The organism is Pleionea sp. WD8-19 (genome assembly GCF_055326765.1).
The window spans coordinates 42,468-67,486 of sequence record NZ_JBUZOU010000018.1 but is presented as its reverse complement, the minus strand read 5'-3'; the positions used below and the strand labels follow the sequence as shown (position 1 = coordinate 67,486).

Genomic DNA, 25,019 nt, shown 5'->3' with positions numbered 1-25,019 from the left:
CACTTAATGAGCGCCGATGTGACTTTAGCAGTAAACGCACTCGAATATCCGATTGGTACCAGTGGCTTCCAATTTAACTTTCAAATTCAACAGCGTGAACGAGTTGGACTAATTGGGGTTAATGGCGCAGGAAAATCGACACTGCTGAAAATGCTTAGCGGCGAGCAGGAACTTCAACAAGGAGACGTGACGCTAGGAAGTTGTTCACTTCGTCTGCAGCCCGAAGCGTACAAGTCACAACTCGGATACGTCCCTGACATTTTTCCGGTTGATGAACACTTCACTCTACAATCTTTTTTAGAGTTTTGCGCACTCTGTCGACAACTCTCTCGAAAAGCAGCGAAACAACGCATAGATACTCTATTACAGCAGTTTAAAATAGAGACTTTACGTAACAGGCGCCTGAATCACTTGTCGCTTGGGCAAAAACAAACGCTGTCATTACTTCAGGCTTTACTGCATCAACCTGACTGTTTATTTTTAGATGAACCGCTTAACGGACTCGATCCGTCACAGCAAATGAACTTTTGGCATATGCTGAAACATCACAGTAACCATGCCAAAGTGCTCATTGCCAGCCATCATCTATCGGATTTATTCAAACATTGTCATCGATTGTTAGTAATTGATCAGCAGCGCCTGGTTGCCGATATTTCATTATCAAAGTTTTCGTATGTATTGGCTTTCAACTCAACAGCGGATGCGCAAAACAACTTAACCAACGCCCATTGGGCTCACCCTAAATTGGCCTTATTGTCACAGGAAGCCGACTACCAAATGGCTCTAAAAAACTTTCAATCACAACTCTTGTTGTTTGACTCACTAGAATCCGGGCTTTCCCAGCTATTCCAATTACAAGCGAATGGAACTTGGCAATGGTAAAAGCGCTCTTTCTATTACAGTGGCACTCCTGGAAAAGTCGCCCCATGCTGTGTGGGTTTATGGCGATTTATCTGTTGTTAATGGCGGTTTACGCCAATCAATTTACCCAACAATATTTACAACTTCAGGCGAGCAAAACGACTGCAATTAACCTGAGTGGTGATCTACTGGCTCCTCTCGATAGTTTGTCCTTAGTGTTGTGGCTTTTGATGCTGCCGTTGTTGTTGGCTCAATTGCAGCCTCGACGATACAGTATTGGAACACAACGGCTGCTCAGCAGTTTTCCAATATCACCCGCCAAACTCTGGCTCTGTGACTGGCTGTGGATGGTGAGTTTTATTTTATTGGGTCACTTATTGCTACTGATCATTCACTTGCCCTTTTTTCTAACAGCACAAATGGATTGGCCAGTTTACTTTCTGCACCTTAGCAGCCACTGGTTGTTGATTGCCTGTCTGGGTACTTGCTTTCTTTGGTTACAGCAAAATATTCACCACCCTTTAACAGCGGTGTTACTGAACTTTGCTTTGCTCTTTTTATTTTGGTTGCTAACCATTCTCACACCCTGGTTTAACGTGCTGCAACCACTCAATTTGATTGACGCATACAGCAGACTTACATTGGGCATTTTGAACTTGTCCGATTTAGCAGCGCTTATCGTTTTACTAGCATTTGCAGTGTGCGGTGCCTTATTTTTTATCGCGAGCAAACGTCACTGGATACTTCACCTAATAGCTTCAGCACTATTGATATTCTTTTTAACCGGAACCCAAATACTTTCTGCTCGCTGGGATCTCACTAGCGATCAACGCTTCAGTTTATTGCCTTTATTAGCTGAGCAAATTAGCTCAATTCAAGAAATAAACATTACCAGTTTCGGGCTTGATGAGTCTGCGCAGCACGAAGCTAACCTACGACTGATTGAGCCCATAAAACAAAAAGCATTAAAAATAAATTATAAAAAGAATGATTTACCTGCACAGTGGGAATCACGAGAACAAAGTGGTCTGCTCCTGCAAATCGCCGATCAAGAAGTCTGGCTCGGTTATCCCTTTACCAAGCACCCACAACTTCAATTGTCACAAGCGTTAGCCTCTTTACAAAGCCGACAATCCAATTGGGTCCTGTTCATCAAAGGCCACAACGAAACAAGCATTGACTCCCAGCAACAACGAAGTATGTCACAGCTGGCGATGCTACTTAAACAACGAGGCTATCAGCTGGTTCAGCTTTCTTTATCACAATCCGATAGCATTCCGGATAACACCCAACTGGTTGTGATCGCTTCATCACGTACCGAATGGCTAAACACTGAAAAACAGCAGTTGCTTACCTATTTACAGCGAGGTGGTAACTTATTGTGGCTCAGAGATCCGGAAGACTCGATCATCCCTGAGCTCGAAGACTATATTGGTGTGCATAAAATTCCCGGTACATTGATGGATCCCGCAGGATACCAACAAGGCACACCACATCCGGCAGTGGTTTTAATTGCTCGCTACCCGGATCACCCCGTTACTCAATCGCTATCCAGTGTAACTGCTTTGCCATGGACCAGTGGATTAACGCTTCAACCAAATAACTGGCAAAGCCAAGCCTTACTTTCCAGTCACCCGAACTCCTGGACCGAGTTTGAGCCAGAAAAGGAAAAACTGAGCTTAAACAGTGAACAAGGTGAACTTGAGGGTGAGTTTCATGTCATGCTCGCATTGCAAAGAACTCAAGGTAATCGACAACAACGCCTGATTGTCAGTGGTGACAGCCATTTTCTCGGCGATCGCGCATTAGACAACTACGACAACAAACAGCTGGCACTAAACTTATTCCATTGGCTGACCGAATATGAAAATACCAATGCACCAAAACTCAACCAGGCAATTGATCGCAGTCTGTTATTGACACCCGTTGCAGTCGCACTTTTGAGTTGGGTCAATCCCTTTGTTCTTCCCATTTTACTCTCATTACTTGGACTCATGTTATGGCTGCGACAAAAAAAAGCTTGAATCAGAGGCAGTGGCTGAACGTCATGACGATCGCTACGGCATTTATGATCTTGCTGTTCGTGATTGTTGGTCGTGTAATGGAGTCGAAAGTAGAGACCAAAGCCAACGCGTTTCCTTTTACGGCATTGGAAGCGATACGCATTGCTGACTGGCGACTTGAATATCATAAACAACAGTGGCATCAACACCCAGAGATTTTGACCTCGTCAGAACTAAAGACTTTGATTATCGCCTGGCAAAGCTTCCAACCCTCAGCTTGGAGTAACCAAATAAATCATCCAATTGCTTTGGAAATTGAACTGCAAAACGCTGGGAAAAACCGACATTGGCAGCTTCAGCTCGGCGATCAAATATTACTAAAAGAGCAAGATTCCGATCGCGCGATCATCCTGAGCAAATACGACCTGCAACGAATGCTGCCGACGAAACTGTTGCAGCAGTGGCAATCTTCTCAGTAAAAGGAAGGACAGCTTATGCCGGAACTCCCCGAAGTCGAAACCTCTCGACGCGGAATTGAACCTTTTATCAAAAATCAACGCATCGAATCGCTTGTCGTTCGTAACGCTCGATTGCGATGGCCAGTGCCGAAAAACTTGGCTCGAATACTCAAAGGCCAACTTGTTGAAAAAGTCGAACGTCGCGCCAAGTACCTACTACTGCATTGCGGAAACGGTAGATTATTAATTCATTTGGGCATGTCAGGCAGTTTACGTATCGTTGATTCTCAACTACCTGCAGGTAAGCACGATCACATCGACTTACAACTCACTTCAGGAAAGTCATTGCGATACACCGACCCACGCCGTTTTGGTTGCTGGTTGTGGGATCAAGATCCCATCGCACAACAACTATTGGATCATCTTGGTCCGGAGCCCTTAACGGATGTTTTTAACACTGACTATTTATGGCAAACCTGTCGCAAACGCAAAGCGGCGATCAAATCAGTGATAATGGATAATAAAGTTGTTGTTGGGGTCGGTAACATATACGCCGCCGAATCACTGTTTGCCGCTGGGATCCGACCCGGACACGCAGCAAACCGCATAAGCCGAATCAATATGCAGCGGTTGGTGGATGCAATCAAATCCATTCTGGCAAAGGCGATCGCACAGGGCGGAACCACGTTAAAAGATTTCACCCAAAGCGATGGAAAGCCAGGGTATTTCAAACAACAATTGATGGTGTATGGCCGTGAAGGACAACCCTGTCTTGTATGCAATCATCAATTGAAAGGCACTCGTCAGGGACAGCGCGCGACCGTTTATTGCCCCTTTTGCCAATCTTGATCGTTAGTGAATCAAGGAACCACTGATCCGCGGTGATTGCTCTGGACTTGCTGTCGTCGAACCGCTATATTGCGTTGTTTGAAGACAGATAGCTCGTTTGAGCAATAATTAATCATACAGAATAAGGTGTACCAATGCGTAGACATCGCCATGAAGATGATGATGCAAATGTCGATATGACGCCGATGCTTGATATCGTGTTCATCATGCTGATCTTCTTTATCGTCACCACATCCTTTACCAAAGAAGACGCACTGGACATGACCCGTCCTTCCAATAATCAAACGCAAAATACTGACTCGAAAAGCGCCCCTGTCGCCATTGAAATTACCGATATCGGCGAAATTCGCTTCGATGGCCGTATCATTGATGCGCGCCAAGTCAGTGCCAATATTGAAACCAAAATGGCAGAAAACCCAAAAACAATAGTGATTGTGCAAGCACATCCTCAAGCCAACACGGAAGTCGTAATGGCAGTAATCGATGGTGTTCGTGACGGCGGCTTCCAAACACCGGTTTTAGCACGATTACCCGGCGCTAACGAGTAACATACCTGTACGCCAGCATTCGCTGGCGTTTCTATTGCCTAATACCTAACCTATTTTATGTTTCGAACTTTGATTTTGGTGTTACTGGGTGGTCTTGTGTACTACTGGTGGCGCAGTCAACAGATAAAGGATAAAGCCTATCAGGCCGTGTTGACTCGCTGTTACCAGTCTGATGTCGAGCTGCTCGATGCCAATATTGCTCTATCGAAACAGGGGCTACATAAAGATAAGAATGGTCGCTGGCATTGGTTGCGGCATTATCAATTTGAGTTCACTTCTACCCGAGAGCATCGTTACCGCGGCAAAATTATTATGGCTGGATTTCATGTGGTGGATATTGAAATGGATGCTTTTCATATCAATTAAGTACGGTCTACATCTTCAGCAATAAACAGATAGTTACACAACGACTTCAACCGACGCTCCACTTTCAACAGGTTTGAGCAAAGCCTTATTTGTTGCCAACAATGCAGCCTCAAAAATCTCTGGCCCCAAATGCAATTTATCGGGTCCACTTCGCGGCAATCCCCTCAACACTAACGCCTGTAACCAAGGCCTTTTGGGTATGCGCATCGATGGACTGTTTTTTCTACGCCAGGGTGAACGAGATGCAATATGGTGATATAAAACACGCTCATCTTTTGCTGTCGCGGCTAGCCCTGGACGGTCACCTACTCCCCCATCCCAATAAGGACGACCTTGCAACCACAAGGGTTGAAACAGAAAAGGTACCGCACACGAAGCGTAGATCGCGTTCGTCAGAGAGCCTTGCTCCCAAACCTGGGTTTTACGCGCCAACCCATCCCAAACGGATACTGCAAAAGGAACCCGACATTGCTCAATCGTTTCACAGCCCAGCATTTGCTGTAAATACGAACGAAACTGTTCACCTTTTAACAGGCCTAATCCAAGTGAAGGGTCCCAGAAATCCTGTTTTTTCAAAGCAAAAAGGTGCTGTTGGAATTGCTCAGGCTCAATGCCGGAAGCCCAGCAACCGCCCACCAGGGCGCCAGCGCTGGAACCGGTAACTCGAACAGGAGCAAGCCCTTGCTGAAGTAAGGCTGAGAGCATGCCACTATGAGCAAAAAAGGAAAAAAATCCAGAAGAAAGGGTCAGTGTAAAAGGGGCTTGTTGTAGCCAGTCTTTTAGTGTCAACATGAAGCGTGATTCAGTAATTTCAGCTAAAAAAAAGGCGGTGAAATCACCGCCTTCGAAGTAAAAAAATTTGTTTAGCCCGCAAAACTTTCACCGGTCAATTTTTCATATTTTGCAACCAATTGCTCCCGTGACTCGGTGTTGTTAGGATCCAAAGGAATACAGTCTACCGGACAAACCTGCTGACATTGAGGTTCATCATAATGACCGACACACTCTGTACACTTGTCGGGGTCGATTTCATAAATTTCTTCGCCCTGATAGATCGCTTCGTTCGGACATTCGGGTTCGCAAACATCACAGTTAATGCATTCATCAGTAATATATAAAGACATCTATCACTCTCACTTGTTCGTGCTGCATCGCACGTCGGCCGCGTATTGTACTGGTCTGATCGTTAAATGCAAGTATCTGCTCAATATTTCACCATTATAAATGGCGACAAGCAAAAAGAAAAAAGGTTATTTAGTGCTGAACTTATCGGCCAACTGTTGTGCTACGAAAGGATGCACAAAGTCTGAAATATCGCCTCCATATTTTGCAACTTCGCGTACCAATGTTGAAGAAATGAACGTATTGGTTTCGCCTGGTGTTAAAAACACACTTTCGATTTCTGGTGCGAGGCGGCGATTCATATTGGCGAGTTGGAATTCATACTCAAAGTCGGACACCGCACGGATCCCTCTCAATAGCGCTTGCGCCTTGCGCTGTCTGGCAAAGTCGACCAGTAATCCGGAAAACCCAACCACCTCAACGGTGCCCAGCTTTTCTGTAGCCTTTTGCGCCATGGCCACCCGCTCATCAACAGAAAATAGCGGACCTTTCCCCGGATTTTCTGCAATAGCAACGATGACCTTGTCAAACAGTCGAGCAGCACGAGCGATCAGATCCGTGTGTCCGTTGGTAATGGGATCAAACGTACCCGGATAAAGAATTACTTTCGTCATAAGTGTATGCGTTTTATTGCGATTAAGCGGATTGTAGCCGCTTTGCAAGGGTTGACGCCAGCTTTGCACACATAGCGTACAGAGTTAGTTGCGGGTTGACTCCAAGACTGGTGGGCAACAGCGAACCATCCATCACATACAGGTTGTCCAAATAATGAAATCTTCCTTCTAAATCCACCACACTCATTTGCGGATGGCTCCCCATCGCCGACCCACCCATTACATGAGCAGAGAATAATGAGCTTCGCAAAGGGCTATGTTTCAGCTCAGCTAGGGTACGCTGCGCCTGACGCCAGCTCATGCTCCAACCAGCATCCATATGTAATGGGCGAACACGTCTGGCACCGGCAGCAAACTGCAACTCAGCCATCGACAACTGAGCATGAGCCACACCTTCCCACACGTAATTGTTGGGCGTGTATTCAAGCTGCGGTTCACCAAAATCATCCAGCAGCACTTGTCCACCTTCACTGTCCGGATGAAAGCCATCGCGCAATAGCGCTAAACAGGCATGAATATAGGGTAAACGTGCCATGATGTCGCTATGTTCGGCGCCATGTAATGGAATAAGGCCGCTTGTCATTAGGGGATGAATTGGTGGCACTTCCAGTTTATAGCCAACTTTCCCTGTCACTCCATCTCGCCAAAGAAACTCATCGCTGTAAATACTCTGAGGAGCACCGTAATAAGGGTCCACTTTATCATCCATCTCGGCAATCATAGCCGTTACTGGATGGAGAAATGTTCGACGGCCAATCCGTTGATGAGGATCGGCCAATTGACTTCGCAACATAATTGAAGGTGTACCAACTGCGCCAGCCGCCAATACGATTGTTTTTGCAAATATTTGACCTTGGAACTTTCCTGGCTTGCCAAAAGTATCCATCGATCGTAATTGCACTTGCGTTACCTGATGGGTATCTGCGATCAATCTTTCACATCGCGCACGAGAAATTAACTGTGCGCCACGTTCTATTGCAGCAGGAATGGTCGTTATCAACATTGACTGTTTGGCATCAATGGGGCAACCCATTCCGCAATACCCTAAGTTGGCACAGCCTTTCACATTGCGCGGGATCACGCCTGCACTCCAACCCAGTTTTTGTGCGCCTCGCAACAAGATCTGGTTATTTTCGTTAGGCGGTAATGCCCAAGGTGAAATATTCAGTTGCTTTTCAACTTGGATAAACCAAGGCAACAAGGTTTTGCTGTCAAATCCAGCAACGGAATGATGTTGTTGCCAATGTTGTAAAGTTTGCTGAGGCGTGCGAAAACTGCTGGTCCAGTTTACGGTGGTAGAACCTCCAACACTGCGTCCTTGTAAAATGTTGATGCTTTTATCCTTCGTTTTACGAGCAGCAGCCTGTTGGTACAGATCAGGATAAGCCTCGGCTTCGCGCATACGAAAATCCAGTCGCGTTTTTAACGGCCCCTCTTCGACCAGACAAACGGTCAGTCCAGTCGCAGTGAGTATTTCCGCAGCAATGCCTCCACCAGCGCCAGAGCCAATGATCACGACATCAAACTCGATGTTCTCGGGCATTTTGCCGAAACTGAAATCGATGTGGTTGGGGTGGCGTTTAAGATCGGTCATCAGAATGGTGGTCCAGGATAATCACACATGACCCAACTCGACGACTCGGCGAAATAAGCCGCCATATACAATTGTTGCAGTCCGAGATATCCTTGATTGAGTGGTGTTAGCCAGCTGTCACGCCAACGTTGCAGAAAACGCATTAGCTCCGCATTGCCAGCTTCAGACCAACTTGACCAGATTCCTGCCAACAACAATTTACCCAGACGGCCAAAAAGCAAATCAAACAGTTCTCGAGTTTGCTTTTGGTCTGATAAAGACACATAGCCAATAGTTAAATCGATGTTTTGCAGCAAGCGTTGTAAATTTAGCCCTTGATTGCTCCAGTGATTGAGGTATTTTTCACTTAAAATGGCGGGCGCTAAAACGGTTAACAGTAAACTGTCGTTGGCAGTCAGAAAACGAAATTGATGCTCGTCCTCTATCAGGCGCGAATAGTCTTCTTTTTGCAACCATTGTAACCCTGTGACACCAGTGGTCAGTAATACTGCGGAAGATACAGTCCAACGGAGAAATTGGCGGCGATCAGGCATGAGCAGCAGGTTGTTATTCTGTTTTTGCTCACTTTAACGCTTACTGGTCAAACCTGCAAATCGTGATGGACGTTATAAATTCAAGGTATCGGAAAAATATCGTTGCACCCGCTGTGTGAGAAAACAGCTTTGACGACGAAAATTAATGTGATCGATAAAGCCAACGTGACCTCCATACCGACTCACTTCCAATGATACCCCTGCACCAAGGTGCGATACTTTTGGTAAAACCTTGGGCGACATAAAAGGATCATCCATTGCGTGCAAGATCAGCGTGGGTGTTTGAATGCGAGGCAAAAAATGAAAACTGGAAGCTTTTCGATAATAGTCTCTTGCGCCATTAAAGCCATGCAGTGGCGCGGTCACTTGATCATCAAACTGCCAGAAATCTTTAACCTCATCAAGCTGTAGCGTAGCTTTTAATGACGGACCAGGTAAGTCCAATTGCAACTTGCGTAATGTTTTTTGCTTAAGTAGCCCGACTAAATGGCTCTGATAAACTCGGCTGAACCCCCGATTTATCGCAGTAGCACACAAGTCCAGTTTGAGTGGAACCGAAACGGCCATCGCCGCATTAATCCAGGTTTGAGAGGACTGCTCTCCCAGCCACTTGAGTAATACATTACCGCCTAGCGAAAATCCCAATGCCATAACCGGACGGTCACCGGCATTGTCCAATAGTTGTTCCAAAGCAAGCTGCAGGTCTTCGCTGGCTCCAGAGTGATAACTGTTCATTCGCCGGTTCAAATCTCGTCCGCAAGAACGAAAATGCAATACCCCAACTTGCCATCGCAGCTTTAAAGCACCCGCAATCACTCGTTGGATGTAATGAGAGCGATAACTCCCTTCCAGCCCATGCAGTATTAAAAGCAGTGGCCTCTGCGACTCACCAAACCAGGCAATTTCCATAAAGTCATTATCGGGTAACGCTAGGTGTTGCCACGCTCTGGGTTGGAAATGCACCGGCATTAGCAAGGGCCCAATTAAGGTCTGCAAATGCCGATTAGTCAGAAAGAGACTGGGGGTAAAGTTTGACTCAAATATCACAACAGCACTGGATCAATTTTGATGATACGGCACACTGAGTTCATGTACGGCATCTACAAATATTTTAGCATGTTCTGGATCCACGGTTTGATGAATGCCATGCCCCAGGTTGAAAATGTGCCCAGGTCCGGAGCCGTAGCTTGCCAAAATACGGGCAACTTCTTCCTGAATGCGCTCCGGAGAGGCATAAAGAACAGAAGGATCCATGTTTCCCTGTAACGCTACGCGATCTCCCGTTTTGTTGCGAGCTTGGGAGAGATCAGTGGTCCAGTCCACACCCAAAGCATCACATCCGGTATCGGCCATAGTATCGAGCCAATCGCCGCCATTTTTCGTAAACAATGTAACCGGAATTCGTTGACCGTCCTTTTCCCGCGTTAGCCCTTGAACAATTTTTTCCATATAACGCAGCGAAAACTCACGATAATCATGCGGTGTTAAAACACCGCCCCAGGTATCAAACACCATCACCGCCTGTGCACCAGCTTCTATCTGCGCGTTTAAATACACAATGACCGAATCGGCCAGAGTATCGAGTATCTGGTGCATTAATTTCGGTGATTGGTACATCATCGCTTTAACTTCAGAAAAGTTTTTCGTCGAGCCACCTTCTATCATGTAGGTTGCCAGAGTCCAGGGGCTGCCAGAAAACCCGATCAAAGGCACCTTGCCATCCAAGGCTTTGCGAATGGTACTGACTGCATCCACCACGTATTTTAATTTATCGTGAGGATCAGGCACAAACAGGGCTTTCACATCGGCTTCGTTGCGCAGCGGCCGATCGAAAATGGGACCTTCCCCTGTTTCAAATCGTAAGCCCAGCCCCATGGCATCGGGAATGGTTAAGATATCGGAAAACAGAATGGCTGCATCAAGGTCAAACCGTCGCAGCGGTTGCAGGGTTACTTCACAGGCCAGTTCCGGATTGGTTGCCAACGCCATAAAGCTGCCGGCTTCAGCGCGTAATTGACGGTATTCGGGCAAGTATCGACCTGCCTGCCGCATCATCCAAACCGGCGTTTTATCCACTGGCTGTCGCAATGCAGCTCGAATATAGCGATCATTTTTCAAGTTCACAAATCAGACTCCCACTAAAGTTTGTCGCTATTTTACACGAAAAGGCATTATTCCGGAGGGTGATAAAATGTTTGTAATCGAAATGATCCGTTTTAAATGGGTAAGGGTTAATTTTTTAACGTGTGAATGATCGCTTTCCATGTTAAGGCCTTTGGCGAATTTCCATATGCACCTGCTTCAGTGTTTTCAGCCAAGGTTGACCTGCTTTCAGCTTCGACGATAATTTTCGTCGTTGACTATCCGCTACGGACTTCGAAGGAAAGGGCCCCATGATCACCACAAACCAATCAACGCCGTTCCGTTGAGTTCGGTAAAAATGAAGCTCTCCTTCGTTTCGGTACTGCTGCATAAAATCAACAGCATTTTCAAGAATAGCAAAGCCAGAAAGTTGAACGGCCCATTCATCAGACGATTGCCGTAACAGCCACAGTTCTTCACTGGAATACTCCACTTTTGGCGTAACCTGAGCTTTTTCTTTAGCCGCACCGGATGAAACTTCTCCTTCTATGGCTTCACTTTTTAGTTCGCTGTCTGTTTTGCTTTGTTCAACATCACTCTGAGAGCTATTTTTAAGACTCGAAGCTTCACTTTTTTTAAGAGCCACACTTTCTTCCGGAGCATCCTTTGGATCAGAGATTTCATTTTGCTTTTCCTGCAATGCTGAGTCTACGGCTTTCAACGTTGCGTCCGCATCCGATAAACCACTGGATTCTCGATTAGGTTGCGATGTATTTCCTGGGTCGGCATCGGCCAATGTTTCTAACGGATTCTTCTGGGCCTCAAAATTTGCTACCGTTTCCTTACGTGATATTGAGTCAATAAACACGTCTTCCGTTTGCTCCTGCTTTACCGGAGTAGTTGATGAAGGTTGGCTGATTGTTGGTTGAGCTTTTCGCGACTGAGGTTCGATCCATTGATTAAGCTCGTCTTGGAAAACTAAAGCAGCAATTAAAACTACGGCGCCAATTAAATACAATCCACTTTGCAATAATGACTTAAATGACGTTTTTTTTAGCCTACTAAATCCCGAGCCACTTTCTGTAAATTGATTAGCGGCAGCTTGCAGTCTTCCTGGTCGACCTAGTGCAAGTTTAATAACATGCTCTAATTTTTCTTCACCCATTAGAATCGGCAATTGATGCTCGGCGACTTTTAATTTTCGTGCGAGTAAACTTTGTGATTCGTCATCATCAAGAGGGTCCACGGCTAATAAAATTACTCGCTGAGGTGACTCTCGAAGCCAATGAATGTGTGAGCAATTGTCGTCAACGGCAATAATGCAATGAAAATTATCATCTTGCACTTTTTCCGCCAACCGCTCCATTTGTTCTATGCTAAGATGCTCGGCATTATCTAAAACAAGCAACAAATCGGAGTCAGGCTCTATTTGTCCGAGTCCGAATTGAAAACTTTGCGCACCAGCGGTGCTGTGAATACCGTATTGCGACAGCACCTGCGCCATCCAATTTTTTTCTTCGCAGTTAGCGTACAAAACTTTAACGGGTGCTGGTAGATGGCGTAATAGTATTTGAAGAATGGATGTTTTGCCTGAACCACTTGTGCCAATTAAGGCCAACAAACGATCCGAATAAACAGAAAAATGTTCGAGCCGCTCAACCAATTGCATTTGTGATTTCAATTCTATGAGCGGAACAGGAGCCATCAATTGCGAGTAGAGAGGTTCGGTAGAGTTCATCATTGACTTATCGGATACGAGCTTCAATTGCTTTGCGTATTAAATCTGAGCTGCATTCATCAGTAATGATAACTTGCCCTTCTGCATTAGGAACCACCAGTCGAACTTTTTTGCTTTGATTCTTTTTATCATGCTGCATGATTGATAGCAATTCATCCACCGGATATTGTTCTTGTAAATAGACAGGTAAATCAAAGTATTCCAGTAAAGACTCAACTCGACTCAAATAACTCCGTGATATTATTTTTTGGCTTATGGCCAATTCAAACACCATACAAATTCCGATGGCCACCGCTTCTCCATGCACAAACTGATGGTAATCACCTGCTTTTTCGATAGCATGACCAAAAGTATGGCCTAAATTCAAAATCGCTCGCAACCCGGATTCTCTTTCATCCTGGTTAACAACTTCCGCTTTAATTTCACAGCAACGTTGAACGATTGTAGCAATTGCTTCAGTGTCACGTTGTTTGATCGAGTCCTTTCGTCGCTCTAAATATTGAAAAAAATCGAAATCATAAATCAAACCGTACTTAATGACTTCAGCCATTCCCGCAGCAAATTCACGATCGGGTAAAGTGTTCAATACCAATAAATCGGCGACGACAGCCTGTGGCTGATAAAAAGCACCCACCATATTTTTCGCAAGCGGATGATTAATAGCGGTTTTGCCACCAACGGAAGAGTCCACCATTGCCAATAAAGTTGTTGGTACCTGCAAAAAAGCAATACCGCGCTGGTAACAGGCCGCTGAAAACCCAGCGATATCGCCAACAACACCACCCCCTAAGGCGATAATGGTTGCATTTCGACGAAATCCAGACTGAATTAAGGTTGAAATAATATTTTGAAAAGTGTCAAACGATTTATACCTTTCTCCGTCGGGAAAAATATAGGTTTGCACTTCAAAACTGCTCAGGCTTGTGCAAACTTTATCCATATAAAGTTTTGCTACGGTTTCATTGCTAATAACTAAAACTTGCTCAGAAGTGATAAAACGAAGAAAGCTTTCTGGATTAGAAAGCAAGTTACTGCCAATCAGGATTGGATAAGTACGGTTACCTACATCGACAGTAACTTGTTTCATTGCATTCATTGAATCATATGAAAGTACCTACAAAGTACTTTGCTGAACCAAGTCGGCGATCTTGTTCGCTACAGATTTTACAGTGTTCTCGTTCGTTGCCACCACGTAATCGGCAATTTCACGATAAAGCGGATCGCGTTCTTCCATTAAATCCGTCAATGTGTTTTCCGGATCATCGTTTTGCAGTAACGGGCGTCGCTTATCACGTCGGGTTCGTTCAACTTGCTGTTCAATCGATGCTTCAAGATAAACGACGACTCCTCTACCTGCGAGCAGTAAGCGATTTTCATCTCGAATGACCGCTCCACCACCAGTAGCGAGTACGATTCCCTGCATCGAAGTTAAATCTTCGATTACTTTTTGTTCACGGTCACGAAACCCCTCTTCACCTTCAAGGTCAAAAATCCAATCGATGGGCGCCCCAGTTCGACGCTCCAGCTCTTGATCAGAGTCGATAAATTCCAATTTCAGAAGATCTGCCAATTGTTTACCGATTGTAGTTTTGCCAGCCCCCATAGGACCGACTAAAAATACGTTACGTTTATTTTTCATTGCTGCCTAAAAGTAATCCTATCTTATTGATATTAAAGATTTTTCACCTCTCAAAAAAACAAGAACCCGCTCAAAGCGGGCTCTTGCGCCTATTTTGAGGGCCTATCTTACCCCTTCTTTGATAATTTTTGGAGTCACAAATATCAATAATTCTTGTTTTGCTTCGGATTCAGAAGTTCTGCGGAAAAGTACACCCAATCCAGGTATGTCACCTAATAAGGGAACTTTTACCACATCCTTGTTTGTCCTTTGTTGATAAATACCACCCAATACAACGGTTTCTCCATTTTCGACTAACACTTGCGTCCCTACTTCTCGAGTGTTTATTGCAGGACCTGATGGAGTATTTTCTCCACGAGTATCCTGGTTAACCTGTAAGTCCAATATAATGCGATCATCGGGAGTTATTTGCGGAGTCACTTTCAAGCTTAACACAGCTTTCTTAAAGCTAATTTTTGTAGCTCCGGCAGAAGTAGACTCTTCATATGGAATCTCCTCTCCAGCCTCTATATAGGCTTCTTTCTGATTAGCAGTGACAACCTTTGGCGACGCAATCACTTCACTTTTATTCTCACTTTCAAGTGCAGATAGCTCTATATCTAGCGAGAGATCATTACCAATACGACCAATCATCCCAATCGAACCGGCAGGACTGACAACAGGTAAGTCTACGTTATATGCATTGGGAAACTGAAGTCCTTGCGGCTCTAAGTTTCCTTGGTCATCCAAAAGAGTACCACTATACCTTAGCGCTTCTGTATGAGAGCCAGAAACTACGACTTGTCCACCGTCTAACCTTTCAGATACACCAAACTGAACACCAAGATCTTGGCCAACACCATCGTCGGCGACAACTATCCGAGATTCAATCATTACTTGTCGTACAGGAATATCTAATGTTCTAACTAATATTCGAATTTCATCAAGCTTTTTAGCCGTATCCCGAACCATTAAAGTATTGGTTCTCTCATCAACGGTAATACTCCCTCGACTTGAAAGAAACGATGTCTTGTCTCCTTGAATAATTTCAGCCAAAGTTGAAGCCTTTGCGTAATTTATTTGAATAAACTCACCACGCAAAGGAGCCAATTGTTCAACTTGTTGCTCAGATTGCAACTCAAGCGCTTCACGTGCCGCAATTTCATCTGCCGGAGCAATTAACAACACATTGCCGTTTTGACGCTTATCCAATCCTTTTGTTTTTAAAATAATGTCTAATGCTTGGTCCCATGGGACATTTTGCAGTTGAAGTGTAATCGAGCCAGCAACGGTATCACTGGTGACCATATTTACATTGGCAATATCAGCTATCAATTGCAATACTGCACGGATAGTGATGTCTTGAAATGTCAACGACATTCGCTCACCAGTATACTGAGGTTGTTCGCGACGTTTGCGTTCAACTTCCTCTGGTGTAAGAGGCTTTAGCTCTATCGTATAAATATCATCGGTTTGGTATGCTAAAAACTCAAATTCATTTTCCGTTTGAATGGTTACACGAACATTGCCACCAACTTGTTTGGTTTCAATTATTCTTGCCGGGGTAGCAAAATCCAGAACATCTAACTTCCGGATTAAACTTTGAGGTATATCGGCATCGACAAAATCAGCAACAACGTCTCGTCCTTCCTGGCGCAAATCTATTCCAATATTTGGCTCACTTAAGTCGATAATGACTCGACCTTCACCTTGCTCTCCTCGGCGAAAATCGATCGATGTAATTCCTTTTGTTCGAGTTTGAGCTTGACTTTTCGTGGTCGAACTGGTTACTGACGCTGTAGAAGTATTGCCTGTTGCAGCGACCACATTGCTAGCTTGACCAATCGTCACAACAAAATCATTTCCATCCACTTGAGTAGTATAAGGGACACTTTCAACCAAGTTAATAACAACTCGAGTACGCCCTTGAGCTTCGACAGCAGTAACGCTTCGAGTCGCTCCAATTGCAACAGGCAGTGACTTATTGGCTAGTTTTACTTGCGTATCTGAAAAGTCTAATGCTATTCGAGCTGGATTTTCCGTAGTAAACTCTCGTGGTTGTGTTGGCGTAGAGCTCATAGTAAACCTTAATTGAACTCTGTCACCTGGAAGTACATTGAAATTTATGGCATTTAATTCATTTGCGAAACTATTAAAGCCAATAAACGAAACAATCAGTAGCAAGACTGCTCTAATCATCGAAGTGTTCATCGCTTTTTTCCCCGACTTCAGCAATAACATTGTCGTTCTCCTGATCTATCTTTATTCGTTCAAGGCTAAATTAATCACACGCTTTTCCCAGCAGCCTTGCCCATCAGGAACGAGCGTTTCAATCATAATTCGAAACTCATTAATATTGACTATCCGGCCATGATTGACTCCAAGATAGTTACCGTTGGTTACTTTAAATACTTTTCCACTTGACGGCCCGGAAGTCATCTTGACGAGCCCCCAGCTCACATCACCTTTCGACATCGCTCCAACCATCTCCATTGAGTCAAGCGAAAACCTTTCTAAATCTTCACGACGTCTTTGAGGATCGGGTTGCACACTGGCATCACATCCTTCTGCGATAATTTGAAGCTCGCTCTCTACCTCAGGCTCAAGTTCAGCAAACGGACTTCGAAAGTCTCGAGCCGAATACTCAAATGAGGGTGTTTGTTTAACTTCTGGCATGGGTTCGATTGGGCCGGCGGGTTTTGCTTTAACTGACTTTACCCAAGTATCGAGATCTTCGGTATTGGAGTCGCAACCGGTTAAACTCCAAAAAAGTGTTAACATAAAAAGAGGTCGGAAAAACTTAAGCTGCATGATTATTCCTCCCCTCCTTCATCATAACGATACGTTTTAGCCGTCACGGTCATGAGCAACATTTTCTCGCCCTCTGAACCGAACACCTCCCTATCGGTAACTTTAATGTTAAAGTCGTGTAAAGTGACAATCCGAGGCATATTGCTAACCCGACTGACAAACTCTGCTAATTGGTGGTAGCTACCAGACACAATAATTTCAAGAGGCTCTTCAAAATAAATGTCTTTATCAACTTCACCTTTAAGAGAAATGTTTTCAAGCTCCAGTCCTGCGCCTGTAATGGCATAGGAAACCTCGTCGACCAGACCAGCAACTTCGCTCCTTTGTGGTAGTTGCTTAAGCAACGCTTCAAATGAATTTTGAATCATCTTCATTTGGTTTTTATAAGCTTCAAGATGAACCGCTTTCCGCTGCTTGGTTTCGAAAGTTTGTTTCAATTGCCGCTCATTATTAATTTCACGTTCAAGCAGTGCTTCATCATCACTGATTAACAATTGATATCCGAGAATGATGACTAAAATAAAAACAATGACACCCGCTATAACCTTAACCGGAATAGGCCATGAGCCCATATTATTAAAATCAAGGTCATTGACATTAAAATCCTGCAAACTGCTCATTTAAGAACCCTCCTTGACTTTAGCTTTTTCTGCCGACACTTCTTCAATGGTCAAAGAAAATGCTTTTCTCCCGGCACCGTAATCTTTATCCGAGTCAATGTCTTTTAAATGAGGGTTTTTAAACCAAGTCGAAGACTCTACTTTTCTCATAAAGGCTGTAACACGTTGAGCAGATTCCGCAGAACCTATAACAATAAGCCTGTTTCCTTTACGTTCTATAGATTTCAAATTCAACCCTTCAGGGATCGCTCTCACCAACTCGTCAAACAATCGAACAACTCTGGGGCGACTCTGTTGCAAATTGGTTATCATTTCCATACGGTCAATCAGTTGCTGACGCTCTTTTTCCAAAGCTTCAATCTCTTTTATTTGAGATTCCAGTTTTGAAATTTCGATACTTAAAAAATTGTTTCTCAATTTTTGGGCTTCAATTTGCAAGTTTACCGTGTACTTATAGGCAAACACGACGACAAGCCCTAAAACAAATACCAGTCCCAAAATACTTAAAAACTGTCGTTGACGTTCTTTGCGGAGTTCTTCCCGCCAGGGTAGCAGGTTAATCTTAGCCATTAGTCAAAACTCCTTAATGCCAGTCCGCAACAGATCATCAGAGAAGGGGCATCAACACTCAGTGCTTGCGCATTAACTCGATTCGCAATCGACATATCGGCAAAAGGATTTGCAATTGATGCCGAAACCCCCAGCCGTTCCTCTAACATATCTTCCAGCCCCTCGATTACTGCACAACCACCCGCGAGAACAATGTGGTCCACCTCACTGTATTGACTGGAAGAGTAGAAAAACTGAAGTGAACGACTCACCTGTTGAATAACCGCTTCTTTAAATGGCTCCAACACTTCGGGCTCGTAGTCATCAGGAAGGCCACCCTGCTTTTTAGCCATTCCAGACTCTTCGTAAGACAAGCCGTAACGTCTTTGTATTTCTTCGGTCAGTTGCGCCCCACCGAATACCTGTTCGCGCGTATAAATCGTTTTAAAATCTTCAAGTACGCTTAAACTCGTCATTGTTGCTCCAATATCAACAATGGCTACAATTTTACCTTCACCTTGGTCTGGCAACTGATTCTCTAACAAATGAAAGGCCCGCTCCATTGCATAGGCTTCCACATCAACCACTTTGGTCGTCAATCCGCCTAACTCAACGGCATCTACTCGGCTGTAAACATTTTCAGACCGTGAAGCGGCTAATAAAACATCAACTTTATCCGGAGCCTTTTCCGACTCGCCGATCACTTCGAAGTCCAATGCAACTTCTTCTAAAGGGTAAGGAATGTATTGATCGGCTTCGACCTGAATTTGACTTTCCATGTCGTCTTCGGAAAGGTGCTTATCCATCTGAATGGTTTTGGTTATAACAGCAGAACCAGCAACCGCAACCGCTGCATTTTTTAGACTGGTTTTGGAACGGCTAAGCACGCGCTTAATCGCCTCACCCACAGCTTCCGGGTCGCGGATATCACGTTCAGACACCGCTTCTTGAGGCAAAGGTTCTACCGCATAGGCCTCTACTCGATAGCGAGAACCCACTCGTCCTAATTCTAAAAGCTTCACGGAGGTTGAACTGATATCCAACCCAACCACAGAAGGCCGCTTTGTCCCAATTAGTTGAGCCAGCATAAGCGTAAAATTCCTATAACTTTATAGATTTACAACACATATATGTGTTTTCACATTAAATAATAGCGCTAACTATCCGATATTTCACCTAATTTTCAAAAAAATTATCCAGTAGCAACTATTAAACGATATACTGTGTCCAACTTACCGTATCACCACTAAATATATAGTTTGTAGGCAATGAAATATCTACTGAAAGCACTAAATAAGGGCGGATATCTCGTGACTTTGTTCGCATTAGCGGGCTTTATGGGATTTACCGGCCTGTACTTATACCTTGGTCCGCACCTACCCAATGTCGACTCAATCCGAGAAATTCGCTTACAAACTCCAATGACGGTCTTCAGTAAAAACGGGGAGCTCATTGCGGAGTTTGGAGACAAGCGGCGAATTCCAGTCACATTAAGCGAAGTGCCACAAACATTTATCCATGCGCTTATTGCAACAGAAGATAAACGATTTTACGAGCACTCAGGTGTTGATTTTTGGGGAGTAATCCGTGCTTTTGTGAACAATATCACAACGGGTACGCGTAGCCAGGGAGCTAGCACCATAACCCAACTGGTCGCGCGCAACGTTTACCTCAACCGCAAAAAAACATTTACTCGAAAATTTAGAGAAATGTTTCTCGCTTGGAAAATCGAGTCGGAAATATCGAAAAACGAAATTCTAGAATTATTTATTAATAAAGCTCATTTCAGTCACCGTGCCTATGGACTTGGCGCCGCGGCCCAAGTGTATTATGGAAAAAGCCTACCTGATCTTGATTTGCACGAAGTCGCTGTTTTAGCCGGAATTCCCAAGGGAGAGTCCATTTACAACCCAATCTCCAACCCGAACAATGCTTTGCAACGCCGCAATCATGTACTCGGTCGAATGCTAGCCGAAGGATACATTTCCGAACACGATTATCAACTTGCAAAAAAGCAGCCGATAGAAACGCAGAAACACGGTACCGACCCTTCTGTCTCAGCACCGTTTTTGGCAGAGATGGTGCGCCGCAATATGATTGATCGCTTCGGCCGCGAAGCCGCGTATAACAATGGTTACCGCATATACACGACGCTCGATGAAAAGTTACAACTTGCTGCGCAACAAGCCCTACGCAAAAGCCTGCAAGAATATGATGAAAGGCACGGATACCGTGGCCCACTGCAAAATGTTGCCAATGTCGTCGAGTTAACACTTGATGAACAAATCGACTTTCTGAAAAGCTTGCCTGCCAGTACACAATTGGAATCTGCATTTGTTCTGAACGTTGAAGAACAAAGCGCGGAATTACGATTAAGTGATGGCAGTACTCAGATCTTGGATTGGGAAGGCATGTCCTGGGCCGCCCCTTTTATTGATTCCGATTCTAAAGGTCGCTCACCAAAAACCGCCGGAGAAATACTTTCCGTGGGCGATGTTATCAAGGTGGTGAAAAATTCGGACAGCCAATTGCGACTTAGTCAAGTTCCTGAAGTTAATGGTGGATTTGTTGCTCTTAACCCGAAAAATGGTGCCATTGAAGCCCTAGTTGGTGGTTATGACTTTGAACTGAACCAATTTAACATGGTGACTCAGGCACGCCGACAACCCGGCTCCAATATTAAACCGTTTATTTACTCCGCCGCTCTGGAGAAAGGTTACACCGCTGCCAGTGTGCTCAATGACGCCCCTTTTGTGAAGGAAGACATTACTGCAGAAGAATTCTGGCGTCCGAAAAACGACAGCGGTCGTTACAAAGGTCTTACTCGGTTACGTGACGCGTTACGATTTTCAAACAATTCCATTTCCGTTCGACTAATGAACGCAATCAATCCAGCATTTGCTGAAGAATACCTGGTTAAGCTGGGATTTCCAGATGAGTATATGGAGCCCTACACTTCTTTAGCGCTTGGTAGCGCCAGTTTTACTCCGCTAGAAGTAGCCACCGGATACGCGGCTTTCGCAAACGGCGGTTATCAAATTAAGCCTTATTTTGTGGAACGTATCGAAACACCCAATGAAGATGTGCTTTTCGCAGCAGAGCCCATTCAGGTCTGTAAACTTTGCGAAGAATTGTTAGAGCACCAAAAAATCGCAGAACAAGAGCAGCTCGAACTTACAGAACCGGCAGCCTCAGAATTAACGGCCGAATTAATTGCGGTTAGTGACTCGACTCAACAAGATGATATTTATCAACAGCCACTCATTGCTGAACCGCAATTACCAGTCGACTTGGATAAAATTGCACCTCGTGTTATCGAAGAGCGGAACGTCTTTATTCTCAACAGTATTATGAAAGATGTCATACACAGAGGAACAGCCTGGCGCACTCTGTATAACAGTGGTAGCCCATTATTAAAACGAAATGATCTGGGAGGAAAAACCGGGACAACCAACGGACCAACCGACGCATGGTTTTCGGGTTTTAACGGCGATTATGTAGCGACCGCATGGGTCGGCTTCGCCGACTTCTCTTTAACCCTAGGCAACCGAGAATATGGTGGTAGGGCTGCTTTACCTATTTGGCAAAAGTTCATGGAAGTCGCTCTCGAAGGCAAGCCAGAAAATTCATTGCCCCAACCAGAAGGTATCGTGACGGCTCGGATCGATCCTAAAACCGGAAAGTTAGCCAACTCACAAACCGAAGGTGCTATATTTGAAATCTTTCGTTCGGAAAACCTGCCGGAAAAAGAGCCTGAAAACAGGCTCAGTGATTCGCCGAAAGATGGGTTGGATGATATCTTCTAATATACCTAATTAACCTGAAAACTTCACTTTAGGTTGATTGGGTATACTCGCTCTACTTTTCAATAAACAATAAAAAAGGCGCTTTTCAAAGCGCCTTTTTTATAATCGGAATTCGATTTATTTTTTACCGCCACGCGCACCAAAACGCTTACGGAAGCGATCAACTCGACCACCAGTATCAACAATCTTCTGCTTACCGGTAAAGAATGGGTGACAAGCAGAGCAAACATCAAGATTGATATCACGGCACAATGTTGAACCTACTTTGATCTCGTTTCCACAGCTACAAGTCGCTGTGATTTCTTCATATTTAGGATGAATACCATCTTTCATAACAAAACTCTCTTTTCAACGTGGATCGCTATTCAGTAAACTTCCCGCTCAAACTTACAAAGCACTTACCAAACACCATCCACCCAGTGTTAGGGGACGCGCGATCATACTCGCCCACCGAACAAAGTTCAACCAAATCGCAGAAGAAATTCAATAAAGCTTTACATATTAACCCAGTTGCCTAACATGAAGCTCCAAATTCACGGCTACCACGGGACTGATTACCTTTTGACATCAAAGCTGATCCGCGTTGCACTACCGGTACCCCTTCGGCAATTATTTGACTATGCCGCCCCTGGATCTCTGCCAATTATCGGTACTCGAGTCAAGGTTCCTTTTGGTTCACAGCAACTGATTGGATTGGTTGTAGCGCACCCTCAAAGTACTAAGGTCAAGAACGAAAATATCAAATCAATTATCGAAGGACTGGATCAAAAACCTCTGCTAACTCCAGCAATATGGAAACTTGTTAGAAAAGCGGCCGACTACTATCACCATTCACTGGGCGAAGCAGTTGCTACAGCGCTTCCTAATGCGCTAATGAAAGGTGTCAGCAGTGAAATAAAGCGAGAAATATTCTGGCAAATTAATACACTTGGGCAAGAGAACCTTAAATCACTTCCGCCTCGCTCGATTCGCCAAAAACAAGCTTTACTCTATTTAAACCAAGCTCAGCGTCCTGTGTCTTCAGAAGAGTTAAAAGCTCAGGAAATTACCACAGCAACGTTGAAAAACTTGTGCGAAAAAGGCTGGATAACAAGCATCGAACAAGAACCATGCCCCCCAAAGCCAACCAATCAGACTGGACTGCTATTAAACAGCGAACAAAAAGCAGCGGTGCAAAGTATTACGGCAAAGTGCGATCAATTTTCGCCATTTTTACTTGAAGGGGTCACAGGCAGTGGAAAAACCGAAGTCTATTTACAAAGCATTGAGTTTATTCTGTTGAAAGGACAGCAGGCGTTAGTGCTTATCCCGGAAATAGGTCTAACGCCACAAACCTTAAAACGCTTTGAGCAGCGCTTTCCGGGTCAAGTAGGTGTGCTTCATTCGGGGCTGACCGATCTTCAAAGACTCAATACCTGGTTGAAAGCTAAAAACGGCTTATTGAATATTATTGTAGGGACCCGTTCTGCGATATTTACACCGCTCCAAAACACTGGCCTGATTATTGTTGATGAAGAACACGACTTGTCATTTAAACAACAAGAAGGATTACGCTATTCATCGCGCGATCTGGCTTTATTACGCGGGCAGATTGAAAACATACCCGTAGTACTCGGTAGCGCAACACCATCACTTGAAACCCTTAACAATGCTATTCATGGCCGGTACCATCACTTACAACTGACACAGAGAGCCACTCAATCACAATTACCCAGCATTCGGCTGGTCGATTGCAAAGCACAACCTATGAGCGATGGTTTTTCTCAACCACTATTAAACGCCATTAAAAAGCACCTAGCGCAAGGCAATCAGGTGCTGGTATTTTTGAATCGCCGAGGCTTTGCTCCTGTTTTGCTATGCCATCGTTGCGGCTGGATTTGCGATTGTCGTCGCTGCGACAGCTACATGACATTGCATCAATCGGGAAAAGGGCAAGGACAGGATTATTTACAATGCCATCATTGCGGTAACTATCAAAAGCATCCTACACAATGTCCGAAATGCCAATCACAAGAACTGGTAGCCATTGGCCAAGGAACCGAACGCATCGAACAGTTTTTAGCTTCGCAATTCCCAGATGACTTGATCCAGCGTATCGATCGCGATACCACTCGGCGAAAGTCCGCCATGAGCGACTATATTGCCGCAGCGAAAAGTGGTCAAACCCGCATTCTTGTCGGTACACAAATGATCGCCAAGGGGCATCACTTTCCCAAAGTGTCCCTGGTCGCCATTGTCGATGTGGATGGCGCGTTATTCAGTAACGATTTCCGAGCACTGGAACGCGCAGGCCAGTTAATCACACAAGTTGCCGGGCGCGCCGGGCGCGCAGAAGTTCCGGGTGAAGTCTTGATCCAGACGCATCACCCGCACCACTCATTGTTGCAATTACTGGTGAATCACAACTATCGGGCGCTCGCCGAACGATTACTGGCCGATCGCGTTCAAGCCGAGTTGCCTCCGGCCAGTTTTATGGCCCTATTTCGCGCCGAATCCCACAACAAACAGCGTGCATTTGAGTTTTTACAGTATGTCGCCGAGCAAATGCCAACAACGTCTGAGCTCGATATTTGGGGCCCCGTAGCGTCAACAATAAGCCGTAAAGCTGGTCGCTTTCGCTTTCAACTGATCCTCAATTGTCGTAAACGCAGTCATCTACACTCACTATTAAACGCTCGCTTACCTAGCATTACAAAATCAAAGTTTGCCTCTCAAGTTCGATGGTCACTAGATATCGATCCTCAAGATTTGTTGTAATCTTATAATCGAAAAACACCTGCGTTTTTTACTCGCGACTATCGCAATAACCGCCACAATCAAGGATAATGGACGCAATTTTCACTCCCA

Annotated in this window: 24 protein-coding genes; 8 read left to right on the top strand and 16 right to left on the bottom strand. The window is 44.8% G+C overall.

Annotation, left to right across the window (positions count from 1 at the left end; translation table 11 throughout):
• Window positions 1–18 precede the first annotated feature (18 nt).
• The 6 genes from ACTUJY_RS17700 (at window position 19) to ACTUJY_RS17675 (ending at window position 5,085) form a co-directional block, all read left to right on the top strand.
• A complete protein-coding gene (locus tag ACTUJY_RS17700) occupies window positions 19–882 on the top strand; it encodes an ABC transporter ATP-binding protein (protein WP_463617458.1) in 864 nt (287 codons plus the stop codon).
• Complete coding sequence (locus tag ACTUJY_RS17695; RefSeq protein ID WP_463617457.1) at window positions 876–2,885, top strand: Gldg family protein; 2,010 nt, start codon at window positions 876–878, stop codon at window positions 2,883–2,885. Before ACTUJY_RS17700 ends, ACTUJY_RS17695 begins: the two co-directional genes overlap by 7 nt.
• Complete coding sequence (locus ACTUJY_RS17690; protein ID WP_463617456.1) at window positions 2,861–3,343, top strand: hypothetical protein; 483 nt, start codon at window positions 2,861–2,863, stop codon at window positions 3,341–3,343. The genes ACTUJY_RS17695 and ACTUJY_RS17690 overlap by 25 nt, the downstream gene beginning before the upstream one ends.
• Before the next feature lie 15 nt (window positions 3,344–3,358).
• Complete coding sequence (gene mutM, locus ACTUJY_RS17685; RefSeq protein WP_463617455.1) at window positions 3,359–4,171, top strand: bifunctional DNA-formamidopyrimidine glycosylase/DNA-(apurinic or apyrimidinic site) lyase; 813 nt, start codon at window positions 3,359–3,361, stop codon at window positions 4,169–4,171.
• Between the two features lie 134 nt (window positions 4,172–4,305).
• Window positions 4,306–4,719, top strand: coding sequence for an ExbD/TolR family protein (locus ACTUJY_RS17680; protein ID WP_463617454.1), 414 nt, complete (start codon window positions 4,306–4,308; stop codon window positions 4,717–4,719).
• 57 nt (window positions 4,720–4,776) lie between these two features.
• The gene (locus ACTUJY_RS17675) at window positions 4,777–5,085 is read left to right on the top strand and encodes a DUF3301 domain-containing protein (protein WP_463617453.1); all 309 of its coding nucleotides are present in this window, start codon (window positions 4,777–4,779) and stop codon (window positions 5,083–5,085) included.
• Window positions 5,086–5,118: 33 nt separating this feature from the next.
• Here ACTUJY_RS17675 and ACTUJY_RS17670 read toward each other — a convergent pair whose 3' ends face one another.
• The 15 genes from ACTUJY_RS17670 to ACTUJY_RS17600 form a co-directional block, all read right to left on the bottom strand.
• Window positions 5,119–5,877, bottom strand: a complete 759-nt coding sequence (locus ACTUJY_RS17670; RefSeq protein ID WP_463617452.1) for a patatin-like phospholipase family protein — start codon at window positions 5,875–5,877, stop codon at window positions 5,119–5,121.
• A 71-nt stretch (window positions 5,878–5,948) separates the two neighbouring features.
• The gene (locus ACTUJY_RS17665; protein WP_463617451.1) at window positions 5,949–6,209 is read right to left on the bottom strand and encodes a YfhL family 4Fe-4S dicluster ferredoxin; all 261 of its coding nucleotides are present in this window, start codon (window positions 6,207–6,209) and stop codon (window positions 5,949–5,951) included.
• A 126-nt stretch (window positions 6,210–6,335) separates the two neighbouring features.
• Entirely contained in the window at window positions 6,336–6,821 is a 486-nt protein-coding gene (coaD, locus tag ACTUJY_RS17660) for a pantetheine-phosphate adenylyltransferase (protein WP_463617450.1), read from the bottom strand.
• A gap of 22 nt (window positions 6,822–6,843) precedes the next feature.
• Window positions 6,844–8,415, bottom strand: coding sequence for a GMC family oxidoreductase (locus ACTUJY_RS17655; RefSeq protein WP_463617449.1), 1,572 nt, complete (start codon window positions 8,413–8,415; stop codon window positions 6,844–6,846).
• Window positions 8,415–8,948, bottom strand: a complete 534-nt coding sequence (locus ACTUJY_RS17650; RefSeq protein ID WP_463617448.1) for a hypothetical protein — start codon at window positions 8,946–8,948, stop codon at window positions 8,415–8,417. The genes ACTUJY_RS17655 and ACTUJY_RS17650 overlap by 1 nt, the downstream gene beginning before the upstream one ends.
• 72 nt (window positions 8,949–9,020) lie before the next feature.
• Window positions 9,021–9,995 (bottom strand): hydrolase, encoded by a 975-nt coding sequence (locus ACTUJY_RS17645; RefSeq protein WP_463617447.1) that lies wholly within the window; start codon window positions 9,993–9,995, stop codon window positions 9,021–9,023.
• 12 nt (window positions 9,996–10,007) lie between these two features.
• The gene (gene hemE / locus ACTUJY_RS17640; protein WP_463617446.1) at window positions 10,008–11,072 is read right to left on the bottom strand and encodes a uroporphyrinogen decarboxylase; all 1,065 of its coding nucleotides are present in this window, start codon (window positions 11,070–11,072) and stop codon (window positions 10,008–10,010) included.
• 142 nt (window positions 11,073–11,214) lie between these two features.
• Window positions 11,215–12,771, bottom strand: a complete 1,557-nt coding sequence (locus ACTUJY_RS17635) for an SPOR domain-containing protein (RefSeq protein ID WP_463617445.1) — start codon at window positions 12,769–12,771, stop codon at window positions 11,215–11,217.
• A 4-nt stretch (window positions 12,772–12,775) separates the two neighbouring features.
• The gene (aroB, locus tag ACTUJY_RS17630; protein ID WP_463617444.1) at window positions 12,776–13,855 is read right to left on the bottom strand and encodes a 3-dehydroquinate synthase; all 1,080 of its coding nucleotides are present in this window, start codon (window positions 13,853–13,855) and stop codon (window positions 12,776–12,778) included.
• Between the two features lie 27 nt (window positions 13,856–13,882).
• Entirely contained in the window at window positions 13,883–14,407 is a 525-nt protein-coding gene (gene aroK, locus ACTUJY_RS17625) for a shikimate kinase AroK (RefSeq protein WP_463617443.1), read from the bottom strand.
• A gap of 102 nt (window positions 14,408–14,509) precedes the next feature.
• Window positions 14,510–16,627, bottom strand: coding sequence for a type IV pilus secretin PilQ (gene pilQ / locus ACTUJY_RS17620; protein ID WP_463617442.1), 2,118 nt, complete (start codon window positions 16,625–16,627; stop codon window positions 14,510–14,512).
• 21 nt (window positions 16,628–16,648) lie between these two features.
• On the bottom strand, window positions 16,649–17,197 hold the full coding sequence (locus ACTUJY_RS17615; RefSeq protein WP_463617441.1) for a pilus assembly protein PilP: 549 nt from the start codon (window positions 17,195–17,197) through the stop codon (window positions 16,649–16,651).
• A gap of 2 nt (window positions 17,198–17,199) precedes the next feature.
• Entirely contained in the window at window positions 17,200–17,817 is a 618-nt protein-coding gene (locus ACTUJY_RS17610) for a type IV pilus inner membrane component PilO (RefSeq protein WP_463617440.1), read from the bottom strand.
• Entirely contained in the window at window positions 17,818–18,387 is a 570-nt protein-coding gene (locus tag ACTUJY_RS17605; RefSeq protein ID WP_463617439.1) for a PilN domain-containing protein, read from the bottom strand.
• Complete coding sequence (locus tag ACTUJY_RS17600) at window positions 18,387–19,454, bottom strand: pilus assembly protein PilM (protein ID WP_463617438.1); 1,068 nt, start codon at window positions 19,452–19,454, stop codon at window positions 18,387–18,389. Before ACTUJY_RS17600 ends, ACTUJY_RS17605 begins: the two co-directional genes overlap by 1 nt.
• 180 nt (window positions 19,455–19,634) lie before the next feature.
• On the opposite strand from ACTUJY_RS17600, the gene ACTUJY_RS17595 reads away from it, so the two are divergent.
• A complete protein-coding gene (locus ACTUJY_RS17595; protein WP_463617437.1) occupies window positions 19,635–22,172 on the top strand; it encodes a penicillin-binding protein 1A in 2,538 nt (845 codons plus the stop codon).
• Between the two features lie 117 nt (window positions 22,173–22,289).
• On the opposite strand, the gene rpmE is transcribed toward ACTUJY_RS17595, so the two are convergent.
• Complete coding sequence (gene rpmE, locus ACTUJY_RS17590; RefSeq protein WP_463617436.1) at window positions 22,290–22,505, bottom strand: 50S ribosomal protein L31; 216 nt, start codon at window positions 22,503–22,505, stop codon at window positions 22,290–22,292.
• 186 nt (window positions 22,506–22,691) lie between these two features.
• Between rpmE and ACTUJY_RS17585 the strand changes: the two genes are divergently transcribed.
• A complete protein-coding gene (locus tag ACTUJY_RS17585; RefSeq protein ID WP_463617435.1) occupies window positions 22,692–24,929 on the top strand; it encodes a primosomal protein N' in 2,238 nt (745 codons plus the stop codon).
• The last annotated feature ends 90 nt before the right edge of the window (window positions 24,930–25,019 follow it).